2 protein-coding genes are annotated in these 23996 nt (G+C 75.7%); both read right to left on the bottom strand.

The annotated features are described in order from the left end of the window. Nucleotides 1-35: 35 nt before the first annotated feature. Nucleotides 36-11819: an SDR family NAD(P)-dependent oxidoreductase gene (locus ACFZDL_RS24965; RefSeq protein WP_353592712.1), complete on the bottom strand. Its 11784-nt coding sequence runs from the start codon at nucleotides 11817-11819 to the stop codon at nucleotides 36-38. A gap of 20 nt (nucleotides 11820-11839) precedes the next feature. Next, entirely contained in the window at nucleotides 11840-23965 is a 12126-nt protein-coding gene (locus tag ACFZDL_RS24960; RefSeq protein WP_353592713.1) for an SDR family NAD(P)-dependent oxidoreductase, read from the bottom strand. Nucleotides 23966-23996 lie beyond the last annotated feature (31 nt).

Here is a 23996-nt window from a genome sequence, read left to right as displayed (position 1 = left end):
GACCTTCATACGCGTCGAAGCGAGCAACTGAGCCTTCACGAGGTGCCGAGTTCGTTGTCGATGAACGCGAGCACTTCGTCGGCGGTGGCGAGCGTGAGCCGGTCGGTCGCGTTGTCCTCGGCCGGCGGCGCGGACGCCGCCTTCCATTGGGCCAGCAGACCCTCAAGCCGATCTGTCACCGCCCGCGCGTCCGCCTCGGGCAGGTCGAGGGCCGACAGTGTGGACTCCAGCCGCGCCAGCTCGCCGAGCACCGGGTCCACCCCGCCCTGGGCGCCGGCTCCCCCGTCCGCCACCAGCTGGCCGCGCAGATGGTCGGCCAGCGCCCGGGCCGAGGGGAAGTCGAAGACCAGCGCGGCGGGCAGCCGCAGCCCGGTCGCCGCCGAGAGCCGGTTGCGCAGCTCGACACCGGTCAGCGAGTCGAAGCCCAGATCGGTGAACGGCGCCTCCTCCCGTACGCTCTCGGCGTCGGCGTGGCCGAGCACCGTCGCGGCGTTCGTGCGCACCAGTGTGAGCAGCTGCTGCCGCTGCTCGGCCTCCGGGAGTCCGGCGAGCCGGCGCGTCCAGTCGTCGGGGCGCTGCGCGGCCGCGGCGGCGCGCCGCGTGGCCCCGCTCGGGCGGGCGGCCAGGGCGCGCAGCGCGGCCGGGAGGGTGGCCGCCGGCTGTGCGGCCAGCGCGTGGACGTCGAGGTCGAGCGCCACGAGCTGCGGGTCCCCGTGCCGGTGGGCCGCGTCGAAGAGGGCCAGCGCGTGGTCGGTGGCCAGCGCCGTGACGCCGGTGCGGCCCATCCGCGCCACATCGGCCTCGGTGAGCGCTCCCGTGATGTCGCTGGTGGCGTCCCACAGCCCCCAGGCGATGGAGGTGGCGGGCAGTCCCGCGTGGTGTCGCCGGGAGGCCAGGGCGTCGCAGTAGGCGTTGGCCGCGGCGTAGTTGGCCTGTCCTGGGTTGCCCAGGGTGCCGGAGACGGAGGAGTAGAGGGCGAACATGGCCAGCGGGAGGTGCCGGGTGGCCCGGTGGAGGTTGGCCGCGCCCGCCGCCTTGGCCGCCCAGACGCGGCGGAGGGTGTCGGGGGTCTGGGAGGTGACCATCGCGTCGTCGACGACACCGGCGGTGTGGATGACGGCGGTGAGCGGGTGGTCGGGGTCGATCGCGTCGACGGCCTGCCGCACGGCCCGCAGGTCCGAAGTGTCGGCGGCGGTGATGCGGACGGTGGCGCCGAGCTCGGTGAGCCGGGCGGTCAGGTCGGCTGCGCCGGGGGCGTCCGGGCCGCGGCGGCTGAGGAGGTGGAGGTGGGTGATGTGGTGGGTGGTGACGAGGTGTTCGGCGACCAGGGCGCCGAGGGTGCCGGTGCCGCCGGTGATCAGGGCCGTGCCGTCGGGGTCGAGAGCAGGGGGGACGGTCAGGACGATCTTGCCGGTGTGTTTGGCCTGGCTCATGTGGCGCAGCGCCTGGCGGGCCCTGGCCAGCGGCCACGCCTGCACCGGGGGCGGCGTCAGAGCGCCCTCGTCGAACAGCTCCACCAGGGTCGCCAGCATCAGCGCGACGCGTTCCGCCCCGGCGTCCGAGACCAGGTCGTACACCCGGTAGTCCACCCCGGCGAAGTCCTCGGCCACCTGCTCCGGGTCGCGGAGGTCGGTCTTGCCCATCTCCAGGAACCGGCCGCCCTTGGCCAGCAGACGCAGCGAGGCGTCGATGAAGTCGCCCGCCAGGCTGTTGAGGACCACATCGACGCCGCGGCCGCCGGTGGCGGCGCGGAAGGCGGTCTCGAAGTCGAGGTCGCGGGAGGAGGCGCGGTGGGTCTCGTCGATGCCCATGGCCTCCAGCGCGGCGTGTTTGCCGGGGCTAGCGGTGCCGTACACCTCGGCGCCCAGGTGGCGGGCGATCTGCACGGCGGCCATGCCCACACCGCCGGCCGCCGCGTGGATGAGCACCGACTCGCCCGCCTTCAGGCGGCCGAGCTCCACCAGCCCGTACCACGCGGTCAGGAACGCCACGGGGACGGCCGCCGCCCGGGGGAAGTCCCAGGTTGCCGGCATCCTGGTCACCATCCGCGCATCGGCCACGGTGACCTGGCCGAACGCCCCGTCGAAGACGCCCAGGACGCGGTCGCCGGGCGCCACCGTGGTGACGTCGGGGGCCACTTCGAGGACGACGCCCGCGCCTTCGCCGCCGATGCGGGTCTGGTCGGGCACCATGCCCAGGCTGATCAGGACATCGCGGAAGTTGACACCGGCCGCGCGCACCTCGATGCGTACGCGCCCGGCCGCCAGCTCCTCCTCGGCCTCGGGGAACGGCACCGGCGCCACGGAGTCGATCGTCGCGGAGCCCGTCGTGCCCGCGGCGTCCAGCCGCCACGCCCCCTGGCCGACGGGGGGTACGAGCGCGGCCGAGGCGGTGGCGCGGACGAGCCGGGGCACCAGGACCCGGCCGCCGCGCAGCGCCAGCTGCGGTTCGTCGAGGTCGAGCGCGCAGCGGACCGCGTCGGCCACCCGGCCGTCGGACGCCGGAGCGGTGTCCTTGTCCGTGGGCAGGTCGGTGTCCAGCAGGACGAAGCGGCCGGGGTTCTCCGACTGGGCGCTGCGGACCAGGCCCCAGACGGCCGCCGCGACGGGGTCGAGGTCCGTCTCCTCGTCCACGGCCACGGCCTTGCGGGTCAGCACCACCAGCCGGGCGTCGTCGGGCCGTGGTTCGGCCAGCCAGTTCCGCACCAGCGCCAACGCCCGCTCGACGGCCTCCAGCTCGCCGCCGTCAGCGTCTGCGACCGGCGCCTCGGCGAAGACCACCTCGGGCGGTGCGGGCTCCTCCGCCCGTTCGGCGAGGGGAGCCGCGGGCGTCCACTCCAGCGTGAACAGGCCCTCGGTGGTGGCCGGTTGGGGCGCGTCCAGGCGCATGGGCCGGGTGGTGACGGCGTCGGCGGTGAGGACGAGCTGCCCGGTGGCGTCGGTGAGGGTGACGCTGTGCTCGCTCTCGTTGCGGGAGGTGATCCTGACCCGGGCGTGGGTGGCGCCGGTGGCGTGGAGGGTGACGCCGCTCCAGGAGAACGGCAGCCAGACCTCGCCGCCCGAGGTGTCCGTGACGGCGACCAGCGGGTGGAGCGCGCTGTCGAGGAACGCGGGATGGACGGTGAGGGCCTCGGCCGTGTCGTCGGTGGCCTCGCCCGTAGACAGGGTGACCTCGGCGAAGAGGTCGTCGCCGCGCCGCCACAGCGCCTGGAGCCCCTGGAAAGCGGGCCCGTACGCATAGCCGTTCGCCGCCGCGCGGTCGTAGAAGCCCGTGATGTCGACGGGTTCGGCCCCGGCGGGCGGCCATGCCGCCTCCCGCACCTGCGCCGGATGGCCGGTGGCGGGCTCGGCGGCGAGGGTGGCGGTGGCGTGACGGGTCCACTCGGCCGCGGGGGCCGACTGGGGGCGGGTGTAGATGTGCAGGACCCGGCGGTCGGCGTCATCGGCGGTGCCGACGACGATCTGCAGATCGAGGGGGGAGGTCGGGTGGAGGGTGAGCGGGTGGTGGAGGAGAAGTTCCTCGACGTGGGGGCTGTCGGTGTGCTCGGCGGAGCACAGCGCGAGTTCGAGGAGCGCGGTGCCGGGCAGCAGGACGGTCTCGGCGATGGTGTGCTCGGTGAGCCAGCTGTCGTGGTCGGCCGGTGGGACGTGCCCGGTGAGCACCACGCCGCCGTCCGCCAGGGGCGCCGCCGCGTCCAGCAGCGGATGGTCAAGGCCGGTGCCGCCGGGGGCGGCGTTGCCGGAGGTGTGGGGGGCGATCCAGTACGGCCGGCGCTGGAAGCGGTAGGTGGGCAGCGCGACCGTCTCGGGGGCCGGGTCGGCGGGATACCAGGGCGTCCAGTCCAGGGGGGCGTGGGCGATGTGCAGCGACGCCAGGCTGTGGGCCAGGGCCCGCACATCGGGCTGCTTGCCGGTGAGGGTGGCCAGCGCGGTGGCGTTGGTCTCCTCGGGCAGGGTGTGGTGGACGGCGTGGGTCAGCACGGGAGCCGGGCCCAGCTCGAGGAAGACGGCGGTGTCCTCGGCGAGGTGGCTGACGCTCTGGTGGAAGTGGACCGGCCGGCGGATGTGCTGGGCCCAGTACTCGGGGGTGGTGATCTCCTCGCCCGCGGGCCGGCCGGTGAGGTTGCTGATCAGCGGGGTACGGGGCGGGTGGAAGGTCAGATGGCCGATGGCCTCGGTGAAGGGGGCGAGGATGGGCTCCATCAGGGGTGAGTGGAAGGCGTGGGAGACCGGGAGGGAGCGGGTCCTGCGGCCTTGTTCCCGCCACTTCGCGGTGGCGGCGGCCACCTGGTCGGCGGGGCCCGAGATGACCGTGTGGCCCGGGGTGTTCATCGCGGCGATGGCCAGGCCGGGGTGGTCGTCCAGGGTGGCGGTGATCTCCTCTTCGCTCGCGTGGACGGTGGCCATGGCGCCGCCGGGCGGGAGACCGCCCATCAGGGTGGCGCGGACGGCGACCAGGTGGGCGGCGTCCTCCAGGGAGAGCACGCCCGCGAGGTGGGCGGCGGAGATCTCGCCGATGGAGTGGCCCGCGACGGCGTCGGGGGCCAGGCCCATGCTCGTCAGGAGGCGGGCGAGGGCGAGGTGGAGGGCGAAGAGACCGGCCTGGGTGTAGGTGGTGTGGTGGATCAGGTCGCCGTGTCCGGGGTCGGTGGCGAAGACCACCTCGCGCAGCGGATGGTCGAGGTGGGGGTCCAGGAGCGCGCAGACCTCGTCGAAGGCGTCGGCGAAGACCGGGAAGCGCCGGTAGAGGTCGGCGCCCATGCCCGGCCGCTGGCTGCCCTGCCCGGAGAACAGCCACACCACGTTCCCCGGCGCCGTTGACCCGGCGCCGGTGGGGGTGGACAGGCCGGGGTGCGGATCGCCGGCGGCCAGCGCCTCCAGCGCGGCGGTCATTTCCTCCAGGCCTTCGCCGACGACCACGGCCCGCCGTTCGAACACCGCCCGCGTCGTGGCCAGGGACCACCCCACGGCCGCCACCGACGCGCTGCCGTCGGCCCGCAGCTGCTCGGCGAGCGCGGCGGCCTGCTCGCGCAGGGCCTGGTCGTCGCGCGCCGACAGTGGCCAGGGGACGGTGCCGGGCGGGGGAGTGCCGGCCACCGGCCGGGGTTCTGGCCGGTGGGGGGCTTGTTCGAGGATGAGGTGGGCGTTGGTGCCGGAGGCGCCGAAGGAGGAGACGGCGGCGCGGCGGGGGCGGCCGGTCTCGGGCCAGTCGGTGGCCTCGGTGAGGAGCTGGACGTTTCCGCTGGTCCAGTCGATGTGCGGGCTGGGTTCGTCGATGTGGAGGCTGGCGGGCAGCCGTCCGTGGCGCATCGCCATGATCATCTTGATGACGCCGACGATGCCGCTGGCGGCCTGGGTGTGGCCGATGTTGGACTTGACCGAGCCGAGCCACAGGGGCCGGTCCTCGGGGCGGTCCTGGCCGTAGGTGGCCAGGAGGGCCTGGGCCTCGATGGGGTCGCCCAGCGTCGTACCCGTGCCATGGGCCTCCACGGCGTCGATGTCGGCGGGGCCCAGGCCGGCGTTGGCGAGGGCCTGGCCGATGACGCGTTGCTGGGAGGGGCCGTTGGGGGCCGTCAGCCCGTTGGACGCGCCGTCCTGGTTGATCGCCGAGCCGCGCACCACCGCGAGCACCTGGTGGCCGTTGCGGCGGGCGTCGGAGAGGCGTTCGAGCAGGACGAGACCGGCTCCTTCGCTCAGGCTGGTGCCGTCGGCGGCGGCGGCGAACGGCTTGCACCGCCCGTCGGGGGCCAGCCCGCGCTGCCGGGAGAACCCGGTGAACGGGTCAGGGGTGGCCATGACCGTCACCCCGCCCGCGAGCGCCAGATCGCATTCGCCCTGACGGAGGGCCTGGGCGGCGAGGTGCATGGCGACCAGGGAGGAGGAACAGGCGGTGTCCACGGTGACGGCCGGGCCCTGGAGGCCGAGGGTGTACGCCACCCGGCCGGAGATGATGCTGCCGATGCTGGACAGCATGGTGTAGCCGTCCAGCCGGGGGTCGCCCGCGGGCAGACCGGCGGCGTAGTCGTGGTAGATGACACCGGTGTAGACCCCGGTCAGGCTCTCCTTGAGGGTGTGCGGGTCGATACCGGCGCGTTCCAGGGCCTCCCAGGCGGTTTCCAGGATCAGACGCTGCTGGGGGTCGATGGCCAGCGCCTCGCGGGGGTTGATGCCGAAGAACGCGGCGTCGAAGCCGTCGGCGTCGTAGACGAACGCGCCCTGGGAGGCGTAGGTCGTGCCCGGGTGTTCCGGGTCGGGGTGGAACAGGTTGGCCAGGTCCCAGCCGCGGTTGGTGGGGAAGGGCCCCAGGATGTGCTCTCCCGCCGCGACCAGGTCCCACAGCCCCTCGGGCGTGGTCACATCGCCCGGGAAGCGGCACGCCATCGCCACCACGGCGATGGGCTCGTCGTCCGCGCTCGCGGCCCGGGCCGGCCCCACCGGCACCGCCGTGGCGGGCGCGGTGCTGGTCAGGTGCTGCAGGAGGTGGTCGGCCAGGGCCCGGGGGGTCGGATAGTCGAAGACGAGGGTCGAGGGCAGCCGCAGCCCGGTGGCGTCGACCAGGCGGTTGCGCAGCCCGACGGCCGTGAGGGAGTCGAAGCCCAGCTCCTTGAAGGCGGCCTCGGCCCGGATCGCCGCGTCGGAGGAGTGGCCCAGCACCACGGCGGCCATCCGGCGCACCACATCGAGCAGCAGTTCGCGCTGTCCGGAGGCGTCGAGACCGTCGAGGCGCGAGGCCAGGGCGAGGACCGCCGACTGCCGTTCCGCGGCGCGGCGCCGGCCGGGCCGGACCAGGGCGCGCAGCAGCGCGGGAGCCGCGGGCCCCAGCCGGGCGACGTCCAGGTCCGCCGCCACGACCAGGGGGTGTACGGCGTGCAACGCCGCGTCGAGCAGGTGCGAGGCGTCGGGAGTGGCCTCTTCCCCCAGGGACCAGGCCAGGCCCGTACCCGGGAGACCCGCTGCGCGCCGGTGGGCGATCAGCGCGTCGGTGTGGGCGTGAGCCGCGGCGTGTCCGGCCCGGCCGGGGCCGCCCGTGACATCGGCGGCGGAGGAGAACACCACGAACATCCGCAGCGGCAGGCCATGGGTGAGGGCGTGCAGGTTCCACACGCCGGTGGCCCCCGGCGCCCACGCCCGCGACACTCGCCCGTCGTCCCAGGACTCCACCGGGGCGCCGTCGGACGCCCCGGCCAGATGCACCACGCCCACCAGCGGGTGGCTGTCGGGCACGGAGGCCAGAACCTCCGCCAGAGCGGAGCGGTCGGCGACATCGACCGCCGCCACCTCCGCCCGGGCGCCCAGCGCCGTCAGCCGCTCGGCCAGGTCGGCCGCGCCGGGGGCCCCGCTGTCCGGGTGGGAGAGGAGCAGCAGACGCTCGGCGCCGTACGCGCGCACCAGTTGCTCGGCGACCTGGCCGCCGGCCGGGTGGTCCGCCCCGCCGGACACCACCACCGTGCCGCCGGACAGTTCGACCGCCGTGTCCTCATCGGGGCGGGTGACGGCGCGTACCAGGCGGGGGACCGACACCGCGCCCGAACGGACTGCGATCTGCGGCTCGTCCGCGGCGACGGCCCGGCGCACCGCCTCGACCAACGTCTCTTCCGCCCCCGAGCCCGAGCCCGTGCCCGAGTCCGTGCCCGAGTCCGAGCCCGCGCCCGCTTCGGCGCCCAGGTCGACCAGCGTGAAGCGGTCCGGGTGCTCGGCCTGGACCGCCCGGACGAGGCCGAGCACGGCCGCGCTCCCCGGATCCACCGGCCCGTCGTCCTCGCCGGCCGAGGCCGCGCCGGAGGTGATCAGCACCAGCCGGGAGTCCCGCAACCTCGGCTCCGCCAGCCAGCCCTGGACCAGCTCCAACGTGTGCCGGACGGTGACCGGAGCCGTGTCGGCCCCGGAGCCGGCCGCAGGTGGCACGGCGGCGAGGACCACGGGCGGAGCGGGCTCTGCCTCGTCCACCGCCGACAGCAGCGCGGCCAGGTCGGCGTAGTGGCGCCCGGGGCCCAGGTCGCCGAGCGTCGCCCAGCGCTCCTCGGCCTCACCCGGCTCGGGCCGGCTCTCCGGCGGCGGCAGCGGTGTCCACTCCACCGTGAACAGGCCGCCGGCGGAGCGGCGTTCCGCGGCCTTCAGCCAGTCTCCGTCGGCGGGCCGCAGCGCGACCGAATCCACGGTGAGCACCGGGGCGCCGGCCGGGTCCGCGACGACGACGGTCAGCTCACGGCCTTCGGCGTGCTCCCGCTGTCCGATCCGGACCCGTACGCCGGTGGCGCCGCCCGCGTGCAGGGACACGCCGCTCCAGGAGAACGGCAGCCACAGCGGGCCGTCGGTGTCCGCGTCGTCCAGCGCCACCGGGTGCAGGGCGCATTCGAGCAGCGCGGGATGGATGCCGAACTCGTCGCCGCCCTCCTCGGCCCCCTGGTCCAGGGCCACGTCGGCGAGGAGGTCGGCGCCGTGCCGCCACACCGCCCGGACGCCCTGGAACGTCGGCCCGTACCGGTAGCCGGCGGCCTCGGCGCGCGCGTACAGGCCGGTGAGGTCCACCGGTTCGGCACCGGCCGGTGGCCAGGCGCCCGCCAGCTCAGTCCCGGCGGCTGGGGAGACCGTGAGGGTGCCCGTCGCATGGCAGGTCCAGGTGTCCGGCCCGTCGGCTCCGTCCGGTGTGTCGACCGCGGGCTGGGTGGACATGCGTACGGCCCGCCGGCCGTCCTCGTCGGGGGCGTCCACCACGACCTGGACGCGCAGCTCGGAGGCGGCGGACAGGGTCAGGGGGACCTCAAGGGTCAGCTCCTCGACACCGCCGCAGCCCGCCTCGTCGGCCGCCCGCAGCGCCCACTCCACCAGGGCCGTGCTGGGCACCAGGACCGCATCGGCGAACTCGTGCTCGCCCAGCCAGCCGGCGTCCCCGGCCGCCGGCAGCCGCCCGGTGAGCAGGAGCCCGCCGTCGGCGAGGCCCGTCGCGGCCGACAGCTGCGGGTGGTCCACCGGCCGCAGCCCGGCCGCGCTGACGTCACCGGCCCGGCGGCCCGCCGCCGACCAGTAGCGCTGCCGCTGGAAGGGGTAGGTGGGCAGATCGGTGGTGGCGGGCGGGGTGGCGGCGTACCAGGGCCGCCAGTCGACGGCGAGGCCGGTGGTGTGGGCGAGCGCGAGGGCGTCCGCGAGGTCGTGGGGGGTGCCGTGGTCGCGGCGGAGGGTGGGGATCGTGGTGGCGGGGAGGTCGGCATCGTCGATGGCGTCCTGGATGCCGGGGGTGAGGACGGGGTGGGGGCTCGCCTCGATGAAGTGGCGGTGGTGGTGGTCCAGGAGGGCGGTGAGGGTGTCGGTGAAGCGGACCGGGCGGCGGAGGTTGGTGAACCAGTACTCGGCGTCGAGCGGGGTGCCGGTCAGCTGCTCGCCGGTGACGGTGGAGTAGAAGGGGATGGTGGGCGTGGTGGGGGCCAGGTCGGCGAGTTGCGCGAGGATGGTGTCGCGGATGCGGTCGACGTGCGGGCTGTGGGAGGCGTAGTCCACGTCGATGGTGCGGGTCCTGGCGCCCTGTGCCTCGGCGGCCGCCAGGACCGTGGCGATCTGGTCCGGCGGTCCGGAGACGACGGTGGAGCGGGGGCCGTTGTGGGCGGCGACCGCGACGTCCTCGGCCGCCTGGCCGAGTCCGGCCAGGACGCGGGCGGTGTCCTCGGCGCCGAGGGTGAGGGAGGCCATGGCCCCGTGGCCGGCGAGGGCGCGCAGCGCCCGGCTGCGCAGGGCCACCACCTTGGCGGCGTCGTCGAGGGTGAGGGCCCCGGCCACACAGGCGGCGGCGATCTCGCCCTGGGAGTGGCCGATCACGGCGGCGGGGGTGACGCCGAAGTCCTGCCACAGGCCCGCCAGGGACACCATGACGGCCCACAGGGTCGGCTGGATGACATCCACGCGGTGCGGGTCGGTGGTGGTGTCGGTGGAGCGCAGCACGGCGGTGAGCGACCAGTCGACGTAGGGCGCCAGGGCCCGTTCGCAGGCGGCGATCCGGGTGGCGAAGGCGGGCGAGGAGTCCAGCAGTCCGACGGCCATGCCGGGCCACTGGGAGCCCTGGCCGGGGAAGACGAAGACCGGGCCCGCCTGTGGGTCGAGGGCGGTGCCGCGGACGAGGCGGGGGTGTTCGCCGCCGGTGGCCAGGGCATCGAGCGCGGCGGTCAGGTCGGCGAGTTCGGTGCCGGTGACCACCGCGCGGTGGTCGAACGTGGCGCGGGTGGTGGCCAGCGACCAGGCCACCTCGGCGGGCGCGGCGCCCGGGGCGCCGGTGCCGGTGACGGCCCGGGCCAGCCCCCGCGCCTGGTCGGCCAGGGCCTGTGGGGTACGGGCCGAGAGCAGCCACGGCGCCACGCCGCCCAGGACGGCAGGCTCGGCGGCCTCCTCCTCCGCTGTCTCCGCCTCGGCCTCCGGCGCGGCGCCCTGTGCCTCCACCGCCGTGGGCCGGGCCGCCTCCTCCAGGATGACGTGGGCGTTGGTGCCGGAGATGCCGAACGCCGAGACGCCGGCCCGGCGCGGGCGGTCGGGGGCCGCCGGCCAGTCGACCGGCTCGGTCAGCAGCCGCACCGTGCCGCGGCTCCAGTCCACATGCGAGGTGGGCTCGTCGACGTGGAGGGTGGCGGGCAGCGAGCCGTGGCGCAGGGCCATCACCATCTTGATGACGCCCGCGATCCCGGCGGCGCCCTGCGTATGGCCGATGTTGGACTTGATCGACCCCAGCCACAGCGGGCGGTCCTCATCCCGCTCCTGGCCGTAGGTGGCCAGCAGCGCCTCGGCCTCGATCGGGTCGCCGAGCGTGGTGCCCGTGCCATGGGCCTCCACCGCGTCCACCTCGACCGTGGCCAGCCCGGCGTTGGCCAGCGCCTGGCGGATCACCCGCTGCTGCGAGGGCCCGTTGGGGGCGCTCAGCCCGTTGCTCGCGCCGTCCTGGTTGACGGCCGTACCCCGGATGACGGCGAGCACCTGGTGCCCGTTGCGCTCGGCGTCCGACAGCCGCTCCAGCAGCACCAGGCCCGCGCCCTCGGAGAAGCCCGTGCCGTCGGCCGCCGTGGCGAACGGCTTGCACCGGCCGTCCGGGGCAAGGCCCCGCTGCCGGGAGAACTCCGTGATCACGTTCGGGGTCGCCATGACCGTCACCCCGCCGGCCAGGGCCAGATCGCATTCGCCCTGCCGCAGCGCCTGGACCGCCAGGTGCATCGCCACCAACGAGGACGAGCACGCCGTGTCCAGCGTGACCGCGGGCCCCTCCAGGCCGAGGGTGAAGGCGATACGGCCGGACACGACGCTGAGCGCGTTGCCCGTCAGCAGGAACCCCTCGGCGCTGCGCTCGATGTGCGGTGTGCCGAAGCCGGGCACACCACAGCCCGTGTAGACGCCGGTGGGGGTGCCTTTGAGGGCCGTGGGGTCGAGGTGGGCGCGTTCGAGGAGTTCCCAGGCGGTTTCGAGGAGGAGCCGCTGCTGCGGGTCCATGGCGAGGGCTTCGCGCGGGGAGATGTTGAAGAAGGAGGCGTCGAATTCGTCGGCGTCGTGGACGAAGCCGCCTTCCCGGACATAGCTGGTGCCGGGGTGGTCGGGGTCGGGGTGGTAGAGGGCGGCCAGGTTCCAGCCGCGGTTGGCCGGGAAGGGGCCGATGGCGTCGGTCCGGCTGTCGACCAGCTCCCACAGGGCTTCCGGGGAGGTGACGCCGCCGGGGTAGCGGCAGGCCATGGAGGTGATGGCGATGGGCTCGTGGTGGCGTTGCTCCGCTTTGCGCAGGCGCTGCCGGGCCTCGCCCAGGTCGACGGTGACCCGCTTGAGGTACTGGCGCAGCTTGTCTTCCGTGGACGGCATTGGTCCTCCCCCACCTCTCGTCAGGACGAGCCCAGTTGCTGGTCGATGAGCGCGAACATCTCGTCGTCCGAGGCGGACTCCAGCGCCTCGCCGTCGATGTCCGCCGCACTGGCCGTGGACCCCTCCAGCCTGGACAGCAGGGCGTGGAGCCGGCCCGCGATCGTCTCGCGCGCCTTCCCGTCCACGTCGTGGCTGCCCAAAGTGGACTCCAGCCGGGCCAAGTCGTTCAGGACGGGCGCGAGTCGGTCGACGGCCGCATCCGTCCGGTCCGCGGGGGCGAGCTTCTGGTCCAGGAAGCGGGCCATGGTCTCCGCGTCGGGATAGTCGAAGACGAGCGCGGCGGGCAGCCGCAGCCCGGTCGCGGCCGAGAGCCGGTTGCGCAGCTCCACCGCGGTCAGCGAGTCGAACCCCAGCTCCTTGAAGGAGGTGTCCGCGCGGAGCGCCGCGGGGTCGCTGTGGCCGAGCACCGTCGCCGCGTGCGTCCGCACCAGGTTGACCAGCTCGCGGTGGCGCTCGGCGTCGGAGAGCGCGGCCAGGCGGCCGGCCCAGTCGGTGGACCCTGCGACGGCTGCGGTACGCCTGACCGGTGCTCCCGCGGCGGCGACGGTACGCAGCACGGCGGGCACCGCGTCGGACGGCTGGGCGCCGAGCGTCCGCGGATCGAGGTCGAGCGCCAGCGGGGTCGCGCCGCCCTGGCGCCGGGCGGCGTCGAACAGCGCCAGCGCCTTGGGGGTGGACAGCGGGGTGAAGCCGGTGCGGCTCATCCGGGCCAGGTCGCCCTCCGCCAGATGGCCGGTCATCTCGCTGGTGGCGGCCCACAGTCCCCAGGCGATGGAGGTGGCGGGCAGTCCCGCGCGGTGTCGCCGGGTGGCGAGGGCGTCGCAGTAGGCGTTGGCGGCGGCGTAGTTGGCCTGCCCCGGGGTGCCGAGGGTGCCGGCGGCCGAGGAGAAGATCACGAACATGGCCAGGGGGAGCCCCTGGGTGGCCCGGTGGAGATTGGCCGCGGCCGTCGCCTTCGCCGCCCAGACCGACGCCAGCCGCTCCGGGGTCTGCGCGGTCAGCACCGCGTCGTCCAGGGCCCCCGCGGCATGAATGACACCGGTGAGCGGGTGGTCGGGCTCGACGGTGTCGAGGGCCTGGCGCAGGGCCTGGGGGTCGGTGGTGTCGGTGGCGGTGATACGGACGGTGGCGCCCAGCTCGGTGAGCCGGGCCGTCAGATCGGCGGCGCCGGGAGCGTCCGGGCCCCGGCGGCTGAGCAGGTGGAGGTGGGTGATGTGGTGGGTGGTGACGAGGTGTTCGGCGACCAGGGCGCCGAGGGTGCCGGTGCCGCCGGTGATCAGGACGGTGCCGTCGGGGTCGAGCGTGCGGGGAATGTCCAGCACGTATTTGCCGGTGTGCTTGGCCTGGCTCATGTGGCGCAGCGCCTGGCGGGCCTCGGCCAGCGGCCACGCCCGCACCGGCGGCGGCGCCAGGACGCCCCGCGCGAAGTGGCCGGCGAGCGTGTCCAGCATCTCCGCGACCCGGTCCAAACCGGCGTCCGGCACCAGGTCGTAGAAGCGGTAGCGGACACCGGGGTACGCCTCGGCGATCTGCTCGGCGTCGCGCTTGTCGGTCTTGCCCATTTCGACGAAGCGCCCACCTTCGGACAGCAGGCGCAAGGACGCGTCGGTGTACTCGCCGGCGAGGCTGTTGAGGACCACGTCGACGCCGCGGCCGCCGGTGGCGGTGCGGAAGGCTTCCTCGAAGTCGAGGTCGCGGGAGGAGGCGCGGTGGGCCTCGTCGATGCCCATGGCCTCCAGTACGGCGTGTTTGCCGGGGCTGGCCGTCGCGTACACCTCGGCGCCCAGGTGGCGGGCGATCTGCACGGCCGCCGTGCCCACGCCGCCCGTGGCGGCATGGATGAGCACCGACTCGCCCGCCCTGAGGCCCGCGAGGTCCACCAGCCCGTACCAGGCGGTCAGGAACGTCGTCGGGACGGCCGCGGCCTGCTGGTCCGTCCAGCCCGGCGGGATGGGCACGACCGCGCGCGCGTCGGCGACGGCCACGGGCCCGAAGGCGCCCTCGAACAGCCCGAAGACGTGGTCGCCGACGGCCACCGACGTCACGTCCCCGGCCACCTCCAGCACCACACCCGCGCCCTCGCTGCCCCGGAACACCCCCTCGTCCGGATACATCCCGAGCACGATCAGCACATCGCGGAAGTTGATGCCCGCGGCCCGCACCCCGATCCGCACCTGGCCGGGCGCCAGCGGCTCCAGCACCTCCGGGCAGGCCACGACCGAAACGCTGTCGATGGTGCCGGTGTCACCGGCCGCCAGCCGCCATGCCGGTTCGTCCGGCGGCGGCATCAGCTCCGGTGCGCCCGCCCGCTCCAGCCGGGGCGCCAGCACGCGGCCACCGCGCACCGCCACCTGTGGCTCGTCCAGGGCCACCGCCCGGGTGACGGCGCCGAGCACATCGTCGGGCCCGGCGCCGTCGTCGATGTCGCACAGCAGGAAACGGCCCGGGTTCTCCGCCTGTGCGCTGCGCAGCAGCCCCCACACGGCGGCCGCCGCCGGGTCGGGGCCGTTGTCGGTTTCCGCAGCCGCCACCGCGCCCCGGGTGACCAGCACCAGCCGGGCGTCGGCCGGCTCCGGCGTGTCCAGCCACCGACGCGCCAGCGTCAGCACACCGGTGGTCACGGCCAACGCGCCGTCGGCCGATTCCCGGTCGCCCTCGGCGGCCGGAACGCCGACGAGCACCGTGTGAGGCCTGGCGGGGGCGGCGAGCAGGGCGTCGATGTCGGCGTGACGGGGCGGCGATCCGGCCTCTGACGGGTCGAACGGGAGCGGGCCGCCGTCCAGCAGCGCCCACCCCTCGGCGGCCCCCGCCTCCACCTGCGCCGTGGTGTCCGACGGTGTCGGCAGGGGCACCCACGCCACCGCGTACAGCCCGTCCACCCGCCGCGCGCCCGCCTCGCGCAACTGCCGCGCGCTCGTCGGGCGTACGACCACGGACTCGGCGCTGAGCACCGGCTGGCCCGCCGTATCGGCCACCACCAGCCGGAAGCCGTGCTCCAGCGGGGACATCCGGACCCGGGCCGCGCGTGCCCCGGTGGCCCACAGCGACACACCGCTCCACGCGAACGGCAGCCGCATCCGCCCGTCCTCACCCCGGCCGTCCAGGGCCAGAGGGTGCAGGGCCGCGTCGAGCAGCGCGGGGTGCAGGGAGAACCCGTCGGCCCCCTCGTGGGCCGCCTCCGGCAGCACCACCTCGGCGAGCAGGTCGGCGCCCTGCCGCCAGGCGGCGGTCAGGCCCCGGAAGGCCGGGCCGTAGCCGTAGCCGATCGCCTCGGCGCGGCCGTAGAAGCCGGCCACGTCCAGCGGCTCGGCGTCCCGCGGCGGCCACACCCCCGCCGGCGCCGGGTCCGCGGCGCCCGGGGCGGTCGGGGAGAGGTGTCCGGTCGCGTGGCAGGTCCAGGGCGACGAGCCGTCCTCCGTTTCGGGGCGGGAGTGCACCCGCACCTCGCGGCGGCCGTCCCCGTCGGGCGCGTACGCCACGACCTGGACCCGCAGCCCACCGGACGCGGGCAGCGCCATCGGAACATGGAGCGCCAGCTCCTCGATCCCGCCGCACCCCGCCTCGTCGGCCGCCCGCAGCACCCACTCCACCAGGGCCGTGCCCGGCACCAGGGGGGTGTCGGCGACGACGTGGTCGGCGAGCCAGCCGCCGTTCCCGGCGGCGGGCAGCCGGCCGGTCATCACCAGCCCCCCGTCGGCCAGTTCGACCGCGGCGCCGAGCTGGGCGTGGGCCAGCGAGGTGAGTCCGGCGCCGCGCAGATCGCCCGGTCCGCCGTCCATGCCGAGCCAGTAGCGGCGGCGCTGGAAGGGGTAGGTGGGCAGATCGGTGGTGCGCGGCCCGGCCGGGTACCACGGCGCCCAGTCGATGGCCAGACCGGTGGTGTACGCGCGGGCCACGGCCTGGGCGAGCTGGTGGGGCCCGCCCTGGTCGCGGCGGAGGGTGGGGACGGCGGTGGCGGGGGCGCCGGCCGCCTCGAAGCCGTCCTGCATCCCGGGGATCAGCACGGGATGCGGGCTGACCTCGATGAAGTGGCGGTGTCCATGGGCGAGGAGGGCGGTGAGGGTGTCGGCGAAGCGGACCGGCCGGCGGAGGTTGGTGAACCAGTAGTCGGCGTCGAGCCCTGCGGTGTCCAGGCGTTCGGCGGTCACCGTGGAGTAGAAGGCGATGTCGGAGGCGGTGGGCGCGAGGTCGCCCAGGACGGAGACGATGTCCTCGCGGATGCGGTCGACGTGGGGCCCGTGCGAGGCGTAGTCCACATCGATGGTGCGGGTCCGCGCGCCGCGCGCCTCGGCGGCCGCCAGGACGGTGGCGATCTGCTCCACCGCGCCGGAGACGACGGTGGTGGCGGGCCCGTTGGCGGCGGCCAGGGTGACGTCGTCGGCCTGGTCGCCCAGCTCGTCCAGGAGCTGGGCGGTGTCGTCGGCGCCGAGGGTCAGCGAGGCCATGGTGCCGTGGCCGGCCAGGGCGCGCAGCGCCTGGCTGCGCAGGGCCACCACCTTGGCGGCGTCGTCGAGGGTGAGGGCCCCGGCCACACAGGCGGCGGCGATCTCGCCCTGGGAGTGGCCGATCACGGCGGCCGGGGTGATGCCCTGGTGCTGCCACAGGGCGGCCAGGGACACCATCACCGCCCAGAGGGTGGGCTGCACGACATCGACGCGCTGGAGGTCGGCGGCTTCGGTGCCGGTGCCGGTACCGGTGCCGGTGTCGGCCTCGGTGGAGCGCAGTACGGCGGTGAGCGACCAGTCCACGTACGGCGCCAGGGCCCGCTCGCACTCCGCGATCCGGGCCGCGAACACCGGCGAGGTGTCCAGCAGTTCCACGCCCATGCCGCGCCACTGCGACCCCTGGCCCGGGAAGACGAACACCGGGCCCGCGGCCGCGGCGGTCGCCGCTCCCGCCACCACCGCCGGATCGGGCTCGTCCGCGGCCAGCTTCTCCAGACCGGCCAGCAGCGCGTCCCGGTCCTCGCCCACGACCACCGCCCGGTGCTCGAAGGCCGAGCGGGTGGTCGCCAGCGACCAGCCCACCTCCGCCACCTCGGCCGAGGGGAGCCACCCCGCCAGGTTCGCGGCCTGTGCGCGCAGCGCCTCGGCGGTGCGGGCGGAGAGCACGAAGGGCACGATGCCGCCCGCGGCGGCGGACTCCGGCTGCTCCGGCCGTGGTTGTCCGGGCTGGTCGGGCGCCTGTTCCAGGATGAGATGGGCGTTGGTGCCGGAGATACCGAAGGAGGAGACCGCGGCGCGGCGGGGCCGGCCGGTCTCGGGCCAGTCGGTGGCCTCGGTGAGCAGCCGGACGTTTCCGCCCGCCCAGTCCACGTGCGGGCTGGGCTCGTCGACGTGCAAGGTGGCGGGCAGCCGGCCGTGGCGCAGGGCCATGACCATCTTGATGACGCCCGCCGCACCGGCGGCGGCCTGGGTGTGCCCGATGTTCGATTTCACAGAGCCCAGCCACAGCGGCCGGTCGTCCGGGCGGTGCCGGCCGTAGGCGGCCAGCAGGGCCTGGGCCTCGATGGGGTCGCCCAGCGTCGTACCCGTGCCGTGCGCCTCCACCACATCGACCCCGGCGGGATCCACCCCCGCCGCGGCCAGGGCCTGGCCGATCACCCGCTGCTGGGAGGGGCCGTTGGGCGCGGTCAGGCCGTTGCTCGCGCCGTCCTGGTTGACCGCCGAACCCCGCAGGATCGCGAGCACCCGGTGCCCGTTGCGGCGCGCGTCCGACAGCCGCTCGAGCACCAGCAGCCCGGCGCCCTCGCTCCATCCCGTGCCGTCGGCGGCGGCCGCGAACGGCTTGCACCGCCCGTCCGGCGCCAGGCCGCGCTGGCGGGAGAACTCGACGAACGTGTTCGGCGTGGCCATCACCGTCACACCGCCCGCGAGCGCCAGCTCGCATTCGCCCTGCCGCAGCGCCTGCGCGGCCAGGTGCATCGCCACCAGCGACGACGAACACGCCGTGTCCACGGTCAGCGTCGGCCCCTCCAGGCCGAAGGTGTAGGCCACCCGGCCGGACGCCACGCTCGGCGTGGAACCGGTCATGATCTGGCCCTCGTACCCCTCCGGGATCCGGCCGAGGAACCGCGCGCCGTAGTCGTCGTACATGATGCCGGTGACCACCGCCGTCCGGCTGCCGCGCAGCGCCGCCGGATCGATCCGGGCGTGCTCGAACGCCTGCCACGCCGTCTCCAGCAGCAGCCGCTGCTGCGGGTCGGTGGCCAGCGCCTCCCGGGGGCTGATCCCGAAGAACTCCGCGTCGAACAGGGCCGCCTGGTGCAGGAAGCCGCCCTCCCTGGCGTAGCTCTTGCCGGTGCGCTCGGGGTCGGGGTCGTACAGCCCGGCCACGTCCCAGCCGCGGTCCTCGGGGAACGGCCCGATCGCGTCCACCCCGTCGGCCACCAGCCGCCACAGCTCGTCCGGGGAGTGCACATCGCCCGGGTAGTGGCAGGCCATGCCGACGATCACGACGGGGTCCTCCGCGCTCTCCGACCGGGCCGGCGCTCCGGCCCCCGGCGGCAGCGGCGCGGTGGCCGCGGTGGCGCCGAGCAGTTCGGTGCGCAGATGGCTCACCAGGGTCTCGGGGGTCGGGTAGTCGAAGACGGCCGTGGCCGGGAGGCGGACACCCGTGGCCTCATGGATCGCGTTGCGCAGCTCCAGCGCGGTCAGCGAGTCGAGACCGAGCTGCGAGAACGTCCGGCCCAGTTCGAGGGTTTCCGGGTCGGGGTGCGCCAGGACGGCGGCGATCCGGTCGCGTATCAGCTCCCCGATCACCCGGTCCTGTTCGCTCTCCGGCAGCCCGGCGAGCCGCCCGGCCCAGGAGGGTGACGCCTCGGTAGCCGCGGCCGTACGGACGGGCAGGCGCACCAGGCGGCGCAGCAGCGGGGGCAGCGTGCCCGCGGCCGCCTGCTCGCGCAGGACGGCGAGGTCGAACCTGGCCGGGATCAGCACGGGCGGCGCGGAGGTGAGCGCCGCGTCGAACCGGGCCAGGCCCGCATCCCCGGACATCGCGGCCGTGCCCGAGCGCGCCATCCGGGCCAGATCCGCGGTGGCGAGGTGTTCCGTCATCCCCTCGTCCACCGCCCACAGGCCCCAGGCCAGTGAGGTGGCCGGGCCGCCCGCGGCGCGGATGTGCTCGGCGAGGGCGTTGAGGAACGCGTTCGCCGCGCCGTAGTTGCCCTGTCCGCCGCTGCCCAGCACGGAGGCGGCGGACGAGAACAGGACGAAGGAGGCGAGGTCCGCGCCCCGGGTCAGCCGGTGCAGATGCCAGGCCGCGTCCACCTTCGGCGCCAGCACGGCGTCGAGCTGTTCGGGCGTCAGCGAGGTGACCACGCCGTCGTCGAGTACGCCCGCGGTGTGCACGACCGCGGTCAGCGGGTGCTCCTCGGGGACGGTGGCGAGCAGGGCGGCCAGCGCCTCGGGGTCGGAGGTGTCGCAGCTGACGATCCGTACGTCGGCCGCGAGCCCGGCCGCGAACGCCTCGATGCCCTCGGCGGCCGGCCCGCGCCGGCTCACCAGCAGCAGATGCCGGGCGCCATGCGCCTCGACGAGGTGGCGGGCGAGCAGCCGGCCGAGCGAGCCGGTGCCGCCGGTCACCAGCACGGTGCCGTCGGGGTCGAGCGCCGCCGGCTCCGCGTCGGGGTCGGGGTGCGCCGGCACCAGCCGGGGCACCAGCGCGCGCCCCTCGCGCAGCGCCAGCTGCCCCTCGCCGGCGGCCACGGCGGCGGCCACCGCCGCCGCCAGCGCGTCCCGGGACGCCGGGGCGTCGTCGGTGTCCACCAGCACGAGCCGCCCCGGGTGTTCGGCCTGGGCGGCGCGCAGCAGGCCCAGGACCGCCGCGCCCGCCAGGTCGGCCGGCGCGTCGTCCGGGCCGGCGGCCACGGCTCCGGCGGTGAGGACCACCAGCCGGCAGGCGCCGAGGGCGTCGTCCGCCAGCCACTCCCGCAGCCGCGCGAGGACGTGGCGGGTGGCGGCGCGTACCCGGGAGGGCGGTTCGTCGCCGCCCGACGTGTCGTACGGGGCGCCGAGGCAGGCCAGGACGGCCAGGTCGGGGGCCGGGGCGCCGGCGGCGACCGACGCGCTCAGCGCGGCCAGGTCCGGGTGGCGCGTGACGTGCTCCCCGGGCAGCGAGGCCGTGGCGGCGTCGGTGGCGAACGTCCCGCCCGTACGGCCAGCGCTGTCGGGCCCGTTCACGGCGTCCGTGGCGACCACGGCCCAGCGGTCCGGCGCCGGTACCGCGGGGGTGGGCGGCGCGAAGGCCTCCCAGTCCAGCCGGTACAGCGGCCTGTCCGCCGGGATCGCGCCGGACCGCCACCGCCGCGCGGAAACGGCGCGCAGCGTGAGCGAGTCGACGGCCACGACCTCGGCACCGGCGTCGTCGGACAGCCGCATGGTCACGGTGTCCGGCCCGGTCGGCGTGATACGGACCCGCAGCCTGGACGCGCCGCGCGCGAGCAGCCGTACGCCGCCGAAGGAGAACGGCAGCCGGACCGTGCCCGGTGCGCCGCCCGCCTGGTCCTCGCCGGTGAACAGCGCGCCGATCGGATGCAGCGCGGCGTCCAGGAGCGCGGGGTGGACGGCGTACGCCGCGCCGTCGCCCCGCCGGTCCGGGGCGAGGCTCACCTCGGCGAACATCTCCTCGCCGACCCGCCACGCGGCGCGCAGCCCGGTGAACGCGGGCCCGTACCGGTAGCCCTCGGCGGCCAGCCGCTCGTACAGCCCGGCCACGTCGATGGCCTCCGCCCCGGCGGGCGGCCACTGGGCCGGCTCCGCCGCGGGCTCGGTGACGCCGGTCCCCGCGCCGGCCGGCGCGGTGCCGAGCGTGGCGGTGGCATGCCGGCGCCACGGGCTGTACGGGCCGTCGCCCGACTCCTCCGGGACACCAGGGTCCGCCGAGCCGTCGCCGGACGGGCGCGAATAGACGGTGACGGCCCGGCGGCCGGCCGCGTCGGCGGCCCCGACGGCCACCTGGAGGTCCACCGCACCCACCGGAGGCAGCAGCAGCGGCGCCTCCAGGGTGAGATCGTCGATCCGGTCGCAGCCGGTCCGCTCGCCGGCCTGGAGGGCCAGCTCCACGAAGAGCGTGCCGGGCAGTGGCACGGCGTCCACGATGGCGTGGTCGGCCAGCCAGGGCTGGCTCCGCAGCGACAGCCGGCCGGTCAGCAGCAGCCCGCCGTCCGCCGGTTCGAGGGCTGCGCCCAGCAGCGGGTGGTCGCTCGCCTCGAGCCCCGCGGCCCGTACGTCCGCCTCCGCCTGCGGGGCGTCGCGCCAGTAGCGGCGCCGGTCGAAGCGGTAGGTGGGCAGGTCGGTGGCGCGGGCGCCGGGCGGGAAGGCGGCGGAGAAGTCGACGCTCTCGCCGTCCACATGGAGCCGGGCGAGCGCGGTCAGCAGCGTACGGGAGTCGTCGCGGCCCTTGCGCAGCACCGTGGCGAACACCGGCGCGCCGGGACCGGACCCCGGACCCGCACCCTGAGCCGATTCCCCGGCGGCTGCCCCGGGGGCCCCCTCCGCGGTCAGGCAGTCACGCGCCATGGTGGTGAGCACGGCGTCCGGGCCCAGCTCCAGGAAGCGGGTGACGCCCTCCGCGCGCAGCGCGGCGACGCCGTCGCGGAACCGCACCGGCTGCCGCGCGTGCCGCACCCAGTAGTCCGGGTCGCACAGCTGCTCGGCCCCGGCCAGGGCGCCGGTGACGTTCGAGACGACGGCGATCCGCGGCTGGGCGTACGTGAGCGAGGCGGCGACCCGCCGGAACTCCTCCAGCATCGGGTCGATCCGCGGCGAGTGGAAGGCGTGGCCGACCCGCAGCCGCCTGGTGCGCTGTCCCCGCTCCCGGATCGTACGGGCGATCTCCTCGACCACCTCCTCGTCGCCCGAGACCACCACCGACGTCGGCGCGTTGACGGCCGCCAGCGCCACCCGGTCCGCCCGTCCGGCGAGCAGCGGCGCCACCTCCTCCTCGGCGGCCTCCAGCGCGACCATCGCGCCGCCCTCGGGCAGCGCCTGCATCAGCCGCCCCCGGGCAGCCACCAGCCGCGCCGCGTCCGGCAGCGACAGCACCCCGGCGACATGCGCGGCGACCAGTTCGCCGACCGAGTGTCCCGCCAGATAGCCGGGGACCACACCGAACGACTCGACCAGCCGGTACAGGGCGACCTCGACCGCGAACAGCGCGGCCTGGGTCACCTCCGTCGCGTCCAGCGCGCCCGCCCCGGCCCCGTCTCCGTCGGCCGGTGCGAACACCAACTCCCGCAGCGACCGCCCCAGATGGGGGTCAAGCTGGGGGTCCAGGGCCGCACACGCCTCGTCGAACGCGGCGGCGAACACCGGGTGGGCCCGGTACAGCTGGGCGCCCATGCCCGGGCGCTGGCTGCCCTGCCCGGTGAAGAGGAACGCGCTGCCACCGAGCCGCGCCGGAGCGGACGCCCGCGTCACATCGGGGTGTGTCCGCCCTTCGGCGAGGTCGGCGAGCCGGGCCGACAACTCCTCGCGGTCCGCGCCCAGCACGACCGCGCGGTGGTCGAGCGGCGAGCGCGTGGTGGCCAGCGACCAGCCGATGTCGCGGGCCGGGACGTCCGGGTGCGCCGCCACGTGCTCGGCGAGCGCCGCGGCCTGCGTCCGCAGCGACGCCGCGCCGCGCGCGGACACCACCCACGGCACGGCGGTGCCCTCCGGCCGCTGAGGCCCGTTCTCGGGCAGCTCGGTGTCCGGCCGTGGCGGGGCCTCCTCCAGGATCAGATGCGCGTTGGTGCCGCTGATGCCGAAGGACGAGACACCGGCCCGGCGCCGCCGGTCCCCGGCCGGCCACGAGACCGGCTCGGCCAGCAACCGCACCGCGCCGCCGTCCCAGTCGACCACGGGCGTGGGCCGGTCGGCGTGCAGCAGGGCGGGCAGCGAGGCGTTCCGCAGCGCCATCACCATCTTGATCACGCCGGCGACGCCCGCCGCGCCCTGCGTGTGCCCGAGGTTCGGCTTGATCGCGCCCAGCCACAGCGGCCGCCCCTCGGGCCGCTCCTGACCGTAGGTGGCCAGCAGCGCCTGGGCCTCGATCGGGTCGCCGAGCGTGGTGCCCGTGCCGTGTGCCTCGACGGCGTCCACATCCGCCGGGGAGAGCCGGGCGCTTGCCAGCGCCTGCCGGATGACGCGCTGCTGCGACAGGCCGTTGGGCGCGGTCAGCCCGTTGCTCGCGCCGTCCTGGTTGATCGCCGAACCGCGCACCACGGCCAGCACCGGGTGCCCGTTGCGCTGGGCGTCCGACAGCCGCTCCAGCACCAGCAGCCCCGCACCCTCGGCGAAGGCCGTGCCGTCGGCCGCCTCGGAGAAGGCCTTGCACCGGCTGTCGGCCGCCAGGCCGCGCTGCCGCGCGAACTCCGTGAACACGTAAGGCGTGGTCATGACCGTCACGCCGCCCGCCAGCGCCAGCTCGCACTCGCCCTGCCGCAGCGCCTGAGCGGCCAGGTGCATGGCCACCAGCGACGACGAACACGCCGTGTCCACCGTGACCGCGGGCCCCTCAAGACCCAGGGTGTACGCCACCCGGCCGGACAGCACGCTCGGCGCGTTGCCGGTGACCAGATAACCCTCCGCGGCCCGGTCGATGTGCGGGGTGCCGAAGCCGGGCAGGGCGGTGCCCGCGTACACGCCGACGGGCGCGCCCTTGAGCGACCCGGGCGCGATGCCCGCCCGCTCCAGCGCCTCCCAGGCCACTTCGAGCAGCAGCCGCTGCTGCGGGTCGACCGCCGCCGCCTCGCGGGGGCTGATGCCGAAGAACTCCGGGTCGAACCGGTCGGCGTCGTGCAGGAATCCGCCCTCGCGGGCGTAGCTGGTGCCCGGGTGGTCGGGGTCCGGGTGGAACAGCCGCTCCAGGTCCCAGCCGCGGTTGTCCGGAAACGCGGTCATCGCGTGCCGGCGCGCGGCGACGAGGTCCCACAGGGCCTCGGGGGAGGCGACGTCGCCGGGGTAGCGGCAGGCCATCGCCACGATGGCCACCGGCTCCCGCTGCCCGTCCTCCACCTCGCGCAGCCGCGCCCGGGTGTCGTGCAGATCGGCGGCGACCCGCTTGAGATAGTCGACCAGCCGCTCTTCGTTGGTCTCAGTGGTCACGGCGCGTCACTTCGCCTTCGAGGTTTCTCGG

The sequence above is a fragment of the Streptomyces sp. NPDC007917 genome, assembly GCF_042959105.1.
Taxonomy (GTDB): Bacteria; Actinomycetota; Actinomycetes; order Streptomycetales; family Streptomycetaceae; genus Streptomyces.
This window is presented reverse-complemented; position numbering and strand designations above follow the sequence as displayed.